The sequence below is a fragment of the Sphingomonas elodea ATCC 31461 genome (assembly GCF_000226955.1).
GTDB lineage: Bacteria > Pseudomonadota > Alphaproteobacteria > Sphingomonadales > Sphingomonadaceae > Sphingomonas > Sphingomonas elodea.
Window position 1 is genome coordinate 1 of the sequence record NZ_AGFU01000090.1, and the last position, 8,526, is coordinate 8,526.

Consider the following 8,526-nt stretch of genomic DNA (forward strand, 5'->3'; position numbering starts at 1 on the left):
TCCCGCCGGTGCGCCGTCGACCACGCTCATCAGGATGAGGTCGACCGCGACCGAGGGGCGTTCATAGGCCGTCGCGTCATAGGCTTCGAGAAAGGCTGCTTCGTCCATCGACTCGACCTTATATGCGTTATGCACTTTACTTATGTTTGAATTGCACATATGTCAAAGGGAGAAGGAGACAGGTCATGCGGCGCTTCATCGTAGTGGTAGATACCCAAGCCGACTTCATGCACGCCGATGGCGCGCTGGCGGTGGACGGCGCCGAGGCGCTGATCGCGCCGATGCAGGAATGGCTCGTGGCGCTCGATCCTGCGGAAGTTGCGGGCATGCTGTTCACCTTCGACACCCATCTGGCCGAAACGTTTCCCGGATCGGCTGAAGCGGAGCAGTTCCCGATCCACTGCGTGCGCGGCACGCCGGGGTGGCAGAACGTGCTCGATGCGAACACCGTCGCACCGGCTATCCCGACCTATCGGATCGAGAAGGGCGTGTTCGACATGTGGGCGGAGCCTGACCTGATGATCGAGGCAATCGGAAGCGGCCAGACCACGCCGCGCGACGCTTTCTTCGCGGAGCTGAAGGCTCGCGGCATCGGCCAGGTTACCGTGATCGGGGTCGCCGCCGACTATTGCGTCCGCTGGGCGATCGACGGGTTGGTTGCGCGGGGCTTTTCCGTGGAAGTGCCGCCGGACCTCACCCGTGGCATTGCGCGGCAGGTTGGAGAGGTCGTCGCCGGAGAGTTTGCGGGCGCGCCCGTTCGATTGGCGACCAACGGCTGACGTGCAAGACGTTGGCCCACTACACGGGTCAGGTCGGGCGCTTCCCGGTCTGGCAATGAAGCGTCGACACCCAGCCGACCTCTGGATCAGGCGCTAGCCAAGCCGAAGCCCGGCTGTCGTCGAAGCTCGGCGATCTCGGAAGAGACGAGATCCGGAGAGAGCACATAGCCATCGAACCGCTCGTACAGCGGGATCAGCACCTGGTGCACGACGGCATCCAACCCATCCTCGATCTGCTGAAGGTTGATCGCGATCTCCAGGTCGACGCGCGAGGAGCGCGCTCGATGCCGGCCGTCCAAAACGATTCGCGCGCGGGGCTTCGCCCAACTGAGCAACTCACGCCCCTCCAGACCGGAATATCGGGCGCGGAACCGCACGCTGGTGTCACCGGTGCCGCCAAGCGCATAGGCCAGGTTCTGCGCATGCAGAAGCACCTCGGCGGTGCGCCAGATGGGCAGGACCAGGTCGAAGATCGTGCCCGGCTCGAGATTGCTGGGGCCGTCCTCTTCGAAACCCCGATGCAGATAGGCCTCCCCAGCGCGGCTTACACGCCAGAAATCGCTATGCGCCGGATCGGCGAAATGACGCTCGGTCCCAGGCCGCCCGAGCCAGCACTCCAGCAGCCCGTCCTCGACATAGGGACGCAGATCCTCGCGCGTCGGCACCCAAAACGGAGTCCAGCCGCTGGATTTCGGCACCGCCGCTAGGACCTGACGCAGCTTATGCGGCGTAGCAAGGGGTTCGATCCCCTCCAGCGCATAGGCCTGCTCGCTATAGCCGAGCGCTTGCCGCCCGGGATCATCGCCGGCCAGCGGCGCGACCAGTTCCTCCCAGCGCCTCGCGGCGTTGTAGACGAAGGTCTCCAGCGCATCCGCGTCGCCTGCATGCACGAACAACCCGAGCGCCTGCAGGATCGCAACGATGCCGCCGAAGCGCAGATTGACCTCGCCCTGCTCAAAGGCGTTGACAGTGGGGGCGCTCACGCCGGCAAGCTCGGCAAGGGCCCGCTGCGACAGCCCTTCGCGCTTGCGCCGGCGGATCGCCTCGTCGACGACCGCGCGCCAGTCGATCGGCCACTCGGTCATTTCAGGATCCTTTCGGCATTGTCGAGCACCACATCGCGGTACCGGACGCGGAAATCGTTCGGCTGCGCATAAGGCGGCACATCGAGCGCCCGCGCGTTGGCGAACCGCTTCGCCAGCTGTTGGAGGGCGCCATCGACGGCCCGCCGCGGGAGCCCGATCGAGACGCCTAGCGCGACGACCAGATCGCGGTGAAGGTCTTCAAACGCGCGCTTTTCGCCGTCGATCGCCAGCGCAGTGTGCCGCTCATAGTGTGGGTATACGATCGTGTTGAGCAGATCATAGGCGGGGCTGAGCCGCAGCCCGCCGTCGCGTTCGAGCAGCGAGAAGTTCTTGAGATGCGCGTCGGCATTGCCGATCACGAGATTGAAGGCCACCAGGCGGAAGAACCGCCCGAGGTCGATCAGTGCGCGCGCGGAATGGCGCGTGATGACGGCAGCGGCTTCCTCATAGCTGGCGTTGTACTTGCCATCGAACTCGCGGCCGCGCGGTCGTCCAAGGATTTGGGCGAAGTCCTCGAGACGCAGGCGGACCTCGCCCAGCCGGTCGAAGCGCTCTACGATGAGCGCCACCCCGTCCTCGCCGCGGACGGTACCGATCGCCGCAGCGGTGACCTCCTCCTTGCCGAGCACCTCGCGCGCCAAGCGCAGCGAAAGGTCCTCGTTCTGGACGAGCGTCGGCTGATCCACGCGGTTGAACTTCGCGATGTGCGTGGCGGGATCACCGGCACGGATGGAGGGCTCGAAACGTTGCTCGTTGCGATAGACGAGCCATTTCTTCTGCACGCCCGACAAGGTGCGGCCAGGCGCGGTGGCTGCGGCCTCGACGGGATCGGCGTCCGGGATCGGATGGACATGGGTGCCATCTTCAGGAAGGATTCCGACCGCGCCGATGCAGTCGGCACCATAGTTGAGCAGCAGCCCGAAATCGTCCTGGTCCGGGGTGCCGCCGGCACGGGCCTGATGCCCACGCAGCCAGCCTTCAGGGCCGAGATGCTCGAAGAACGGGATCAGGCCATTGCGCCAGAAATGCTCCCGCGTGGTGCTCGGCAGCGTGCAGGCGATGTCCTGCGTCCATCCGGCGTCGTAGACGAACCGGGTGTCTGGCCCGATCTCGCTGAGGAGGCCAGCTCGCTTGCCTTTGTAGGTGACGATGGCGTGACGGTTCGGGATGACTGCGCTTTCCAAAATTTTTCTAGGCGCCATGCTCTATCATATGGAGTTTGATCAAACAACGTTGATCATTGGGCAGATAAATGCACCTTCAGGATCGTTATGATTATCAGCGTTCGCACCATAAGTCCGAGCGGCAGGGAGCCGTCGCAAGCAACGTAACCTTGCCTTCCGCCCGCTACTGGGGGATCAGTGCGGCGCAGGGGGAACCATGAAGCCATCGACGCAGTCCATCATCGATCTGTTCGACGGCAAGAAGCGTTACCTAATCCCGCTTTACCAGCGTCAGTATTCTTGGCGCGAGGAGCCACAAATCTCCCTCTTGTGGGAGGACATCATGCGGGCAGTCGGCGTGATCGACGCGGATCGCTCGAAGCTCGCGCCCCATTTCATGGGCGCGATCGTGATCAACCAGATCAAGACCTTCGGGAAGGCCGTCCAAGCCTTCGAGGTGATCGACGGCCAACAGCGTCTGACAACATTCCAACTGCTGCTGGCCGCGCTGCGCGATGTGGCAGCGGAGAACGGCTCCAGCTACGCACAGGAGATCAGCAAGTATCTGTTGAACGACGGGGTCATGGAAGACCCCGTGTCCGAGCGCTACAAACTGTGGCCATCGGTTACGGATCGCCGGTCCTTCGTGCAGTTGATCGACGGGCGGGCTAACCTGGCGGAAATTGAGGGGCTTGGGGAAGACGATGACCTGCTCGGCCACCTCGCCCCTGCTGCCCATGCGGCATTTAGGGACCGCATTCTCGGCTACGTCATCGCGGGAGGCAGTTATGAGGAAGAGCGGCTCGAGCGCCTATTCGAGGCGCTGAAAGACGGTCTCGCAGTCGTTTCGATCGAGCTTGAAGGAGGCGACGACCCCCAGACAATCTTCGAAACGCTAAACAGTCGCGGCGTGGCGCTTGCCCCAGCCGACCTACTACGCAACTTCATCTTCCAACGCGCGAAGGGTCTGGGACAGAGCAATGGATCGCTCACGATCGACAAGCTCTACCAGAAGCATTGGCTGCCGCTCGACCGTGCGTTCTGGCACCAGGCAGCCTCCCGGGGCCGCCAGACGCGCACCCGGCTTGACTGGATGTTGACCGATCACCTCGCGGTGCAGATCGGGGACATTGTATCGGCAGAGACCCTGTTTCCCAGCTACCGCAAGTGGATCCTCGACGCGTGCCCGTACCAAAATGTCACCGAGGAGCTGGAAGCGATCTCGGCCACGGCCGCCGTCGAGCGGCGCCTGTTCGAGCCTGAAAAGGGTGACCCGGCTGGCCGCTTCGGCAAGATGGCCGATGCCTTTGATGTATCGACCGCCATGCCCTTGGCCATTTACCTGGCGACCGAAACCAGCGTGGGGCCACGCCTCCTCGAAGCGTTCGAAGTGCTCGAAAGCTACATCCTGCGGCGCGACATCTGCGGGCTGACGACGAAGAACTACAACCGCTTCTTCGTTGCGATCATCCCCCGGCTCCGGGCCCATGCGGGCGATAAGGTGGACGAACTGATCGCCTATCTGTCCAGCCGGACCGCCGACGTCGACCGCTGGCCCGACGACGATGAATGGCGCCGTAGCTGGCTGTTCCGCGAGCAATACCGGACCGCCCGGCAGCCGCGGTTACGATACGTCTTGGAGTCGATCGAACGAGCGAAGCATAACACCCTGGCCGAAGAGATCGCGATCCTATCCGCTCTAACGATCGAGCACATCCTGCCGCAGAAGTGGCAGACTTCGTGGGCGCTGCCGGGAATGACTGGCGTGGCAGAGCAAGCTTATGATCCGGACTTGGCGGCGGCGGTCCGGGCCAGGAACGCCGCTGTCAATGTGATGGGCAATCTGACCTTGCTCACCAAGCCTCTCAATTCGGCCGTTTCTAACGGGCCGTTCGAGGTGAAGATGCCCGCAGTTCGATCCAACTCCAAGCTGACCCTCAACCTCGACTTACATGCCTTCACCCACTGGAATGAGCAAACGATCCAACAGCGTGGCGAAGACCTATTCAATGTAGCACGGCAGATCTGGCGCGCGCCGGACAGGCCAAAGCTGCTCGGGGCCGGAGCCGAGTCGACGTCGTCCTGGACGACCCTGCCGACCCCCATTCCGGAGGACGGGATCAACTGCCGGTTCGTCTACAACGGCAAGACATTTTCGGCAGTGATCAAGGACGGAGCGCTGGTCATTGAAGGTGTGCCGGGCCGCCATACGTCGTTCTCTGCTGCTTCCAAGGCGGTCACGGACACGAGCAGAAACGGTTGGCAGGACTGGTACCTCCTGATCGAGGATCAATGGCTCCTCGCTCACGATTGGCGGCTGCTAGGCGGGTAGCTCCCAGACCGACAGACAAACTCGCTTCAGGTCAAAATAAAGGGTGTAGCCAGCGGGCCGAAGTCAGCTGCTTGCAGCAGCTCGCGACCAACATACGTCGTTCTAATGCGGCAGCGCGAATGTCTGCTTGCGTCGGAACCGGTCATTCCCTTCGATGAAGCAGAAGGACGCTACGCGCCCAATTTAGGCCGCCCCGTTGCCCGAAGGGGCAGCGTAATGCGCACGTCAGTACGCCATAGACGTCGACCAGCACGACACCTTGCGTCAGGAAGGAGAGAAGGGGTTAAGCCTCCCGCCGACTCAAATGCGCCAGCATCGCTCCGAGTACGGCGAGCCCTCCGATTCCGCCCAACAGCAGCCCCATCTGCCGGACCTCGGACCTGGTCGCCAGCACGTCGGTCGCCAGCAGCCACGGAAACCACGCAGCCTTGGCTGCGCCGATCGTGCTGATCGCCACGAACGTCCCGCCGATCCCGAACACCAACGGCACCACAAAGCTGCGATAGGCGAGCGCCACCCAGAACTGGAGCATCGCCACCAGCGCCGAGCACACCGTCATCAGCGCCAAAATTCGGGCAAGCTGCGCCGTGTCCACCGCGCCGATCACCCCCACCGGATGCAATGCGGTCAGCAGCGCCACCCCAACCAGCATGAACGCCCAAAGCAGCGCTGACATCATCGCAATCAGCCCGAGCATCACGATCGCCTTGGCGAGGAACACGTTCGGCCGCGCGCGCGGCAAGGTGAGGAGATGGTTCCAGTTCCGCGAACCATGCTCCATTTGCGCCATCAGCACGCTTAGCGCCGTCACCGCCAGCGGCAGCATCACGAACGACCAGATGCCGGGGCCGCCGAGGGCAAAAGTATCGAGCGGCACCGGCGTTTTGCGGTCGAAGGCGATGACCGTTCCCAGCACGGCGACGCACGCCGGCGCGGCGACGCAAAGCATCAACGCAAGGCTGCGACGCAGCTTGAGGATTTCGGCAAACAGATAGCGGTGCAGCATGATGCGAAGCCCTCAGGCGGCCAAGGCGATGTGACGGTGATAGATGCCCTCGAGCGAGGGACGATGGCGGGTAAGGTGTGACAATCTCTGCCCCTCGCGCATCAGCAGTGCTGCGATTTCGGCCGGGTCGGCAGCCGCGACGAGCAGCTTGTCGCTTGCCGCCGTCACCGGGAACCCGGCATCGATCAGGATCATCGCTGCCCGCACCCGATCATCCGTATCGACCTCGACCGACGCTACCCCGCCAAGCAGCGCGTCCAGCGGCGACTCCAGCAACAGCCGCCCCCGGTGCAGCAGTCCGACATGCGTCGCCACCTGCTCGACTTCGCTGAGCAGGTGGCTCGACACGATCAGCGTCACGTCGCCGGCCTCGGGCAGCCGGCGCAGCAGCACGCGCATATCGCGGATGCCGTCGGGGTCGAGGCCGTTTGTCGGCTCGTCGAGAATCAGCAGGCGCGGATCGCCGAGCAATGCCCGCGCAATGCCCAGCCGCTGGCGCATGCCCAGCGAATAGCTGCCGACGCGCTGGTCGGCGGCATGCGTCAGGTCGACAATCGCCAGAACCCGCCCGATCTCGCGCCTCTCCAGCCCCAACAGGATTCGGGTGATATCGAGGTTTTCCCGCCCGGTCAGATGGTCGTACGAGGAAGGGGTCTCGATCAGCGACCCAACCCGCCCGCGCTCGCGCGCTGCTTCCTGCCCGAACAGCCGAATGCTCCCTGCATCGGCGCGCAAAAGCCCGAGAACCAGCTTGAGCGTCGTTGTCTTGCCCGCGCCATTGGCTCCAAGAAAGCCATAGATCGCGCGCCGCGGCACGTTCAGCGACACTCCATTCACCGCCGGTGCAGCCTTGCCAAAGGCCTTGGTCAGGCCGTGGGTTTCGAGGGCAGCGATCATTTCCGAAGCGCTCCGATTTAACTCAGGATTAAATTTGTATAGTGCTGAAATTTAAGTCAAGGTTAAATTATCGAACCCCCATGGAGCCGCTATGCCGATCGAAACTCTCCGACGCCGCGCCCGCCTGCTGATGTGGCTGGTGACGGTCCCCTTCGTGCTGCTCTTTGCCGCCGTCGCGATACTTATCCTCGCGCCGATATGGACGGGGCGCCTCTCGGGGCCGATGCTGATCTTCCATCTGCCGATGTGCATTTACGTGTGTGCGATCTGGATGGTGCGCCAGGCGCTAAAGTCGATCGCATCGGGCGCTGCATTCGGCCAGGTGCTGCCGCGGCTGTTGTTGCGGATTGGCGCGGCTTTGTTTGCAGGGGGGCTTGCTAGCGTGTTCGGCGTAACCTTGCTGACCAGATTGCTCTACGGTCGCGGCGCCTTTGCAAATTTCGACGGCGCGGCGATCACCCTCGGCGTGGTCGGTGCCACCCTCGTCTTGCTCTCGCATCTCCTCGCCCAAGCCTCCGAGATGCGCGAAGAGCTGGACGCGTTCTTCTGATGCCGGTCAAGGTCATGTTGGACGCCGCACTCGCCAGGCGCGGCATGACGGGCAAGCAGCTCGCCGAAAAAATGGGGCTCAGCGAAACCCAATTATCACTGTTCCGCTCGGGCAAGGTCCGAGGTATTCGCTTCGCCACTTTGGCGAAGATGTGCGCGGTGCTGGAATGTAAGCCGGGTGAATTGCTGGATTACGACGCGGACCCCTCAGACCTCGCTCTGAAGGATTGAGGCCCGCGTGGAGCCGCTCGACAACGAACACCTCCAGTTGATGACGGCAGGACATGGACTTTTGTCCAGAAGCTACCGGTCCAGAATCGGCCCGGAGTTCGTCAATCAAAGATGGCATTCCTCCATGGATGGAGCGTCTGTTATCGCAGAAGGCTGCTATCAACTGGCGATTTGAACCGCGCCGGATCTGCGAGACAAAGCTTTTCATGGTCGCTGGCGAGGGGGCGTCCGGTTCGAGCAGCGGTTGCGCTATCCGGACGAAGATGGAGCCTATGAGGCGCCGAAGCTGGACGCTGCAGGGTTGTAGCGCACGTCCTATCCTCCGCCATTTGCGCTATCGGACGGCTGCAATTCGCCATGCGCTTCCACCGAACCAAAAGACGCTTGATCAATAACTCTACATATGTTGTTATATGGTAATGCGTCGCCTTCGCCGTCCCTCTTCGCAAATGCGCCTGCTGCTGAAAGCACTCGTGGCGCGAGC

At 62.9% G+C, this 8,526-nt stretch carries 8 protein-coding genes; 4 read left to right on the forward strand and 4 right to left on the reverse strand.

Annotated features, from left to right (window positions below; genetic code table 11):
* Positions 1-185: 185 nt before the first annotated feature.
* A complete protein-coding gene (locus tag KK7_RS0118395) occupies positions 186-779 on the forward strand; it encodes a cysteine hydrolase family protein (protein ID WP_010546109.1) in 594 nt (197 codons plus the stop codon).
* A gap of 86 nt (positions 780-865) precedes the next feature.
* Here KK7_RS0118395 and KK7_RS21200 read toward each other — a convergent pair whose 3' ends face one another.
* On the reverse strand, positions 866-1,864 hold the full coding sequence (locus KK7_RS21200; protein WP_010546110.1) for a helix-turn-helix domain-containing protein: 999 nt from the start codon (positions 1,862-1,864) through the stop codon (positions 866-868).
* On the reverse strand, positions 1,861-3,048 hold the full coding sequence (locus tag KK7_RS0118405; RefSeq protein ID WP_010546111.1) for a type II toxin-antitoxin system HipA family toxin: 1,188 nt from the start codon (positions 3,046-3,048) through the stop codon (positions 1,861-1,863). Before KK7_RS0118405 ends, KK7_RS21200 begins: the two co-directional genes overlap by 4 nt.
* Before the next feature lie 196 nt (positions 3,049-3,244).
* Here KK7_RS0118405 and KK7_RS0118410 point away from each other — a divergent pair, with 196 nt between their 5' ends.
* Positions 3,245-5,359 (forward strand): DUF262 domain-containing protein, encoded by a 2,115-nt coding sequence (locus tag KK7_RS0118410; protein WP_010546112.1) that lies wholly within the window; start codon positions 3,245-3,247, stop codon positions 5,357-5,359.
* 283 nt (positions 5,360-5,642) lie between these two features.
* On the opposite strand, the gene KK7_RS0118415 is transcribed toward KK7_RS0118410, so the two are convergent.
* Both KK7_RS0118415 and KK7_RS0118420 read right to left on the reverse strand, forming a co-directional pair.
* Positions 5,643-6,365 carry an ABC transporter permease gene (locus KK7_RS0118415; RefSeq protein WP_010546113.1) on the reverse strand — a complete coding sequence of 241 codons (723 nt, stop codon included), beginning with the start codon at positions 6,363-6,365 and terminating at the stop codon, positions 5,643-5,645.
* Positions 6,366-6,377: 12 nt separating this feature from the next.
* Positions 6,378-7,262, reverse strand: a complete 885-nt coding sequence (locus KK7_RS0118420) for an ATP-binding cassette domain-containing protein (RefSeq protein ID WP_010546114.1) — start codon at positions 7,260-7,262, stop codon at positions 6,378-6,380.
* A 91-nt stretch (positions 7,263-7,353) separates the two neighbouring features.
* Between KK7_RS0118420 and KK7_RS21205 the strand changes: the two genes are divergently transcribed.
* Together KK7_RS21205 and KK7_RS0118430 are read left to right on the forward strand one after the other, a co-directional pair.
* Complete coding sequence (locus tag KK7_RS21205) at positions 7,354-7,812, forward strand: DUF2975 domain-containing protein (RefSeq protein WP_010546115.1); 459 nt, start codon at positions 7,354-7,356, stop codon at positions 7,810-7,812.
* Positions 7,812-8,042, forward strand: a complete 231-nt coding sequence (locus tag KK7_RS0118430; RefSeq protein ID WP_010546116.1) for a helix-turn-helix domain-containing protein — start codon at positions 7,812-7,814, stop codon at positions 8,040-8,042. Before KK7_RS21205 ends, KK7_RS0118430 begins: the two co-directional genes overlap by 1 nt.
* The last annotated feature ends 484 nt before the right edge of the window (positions 8,043-8,526 follow it).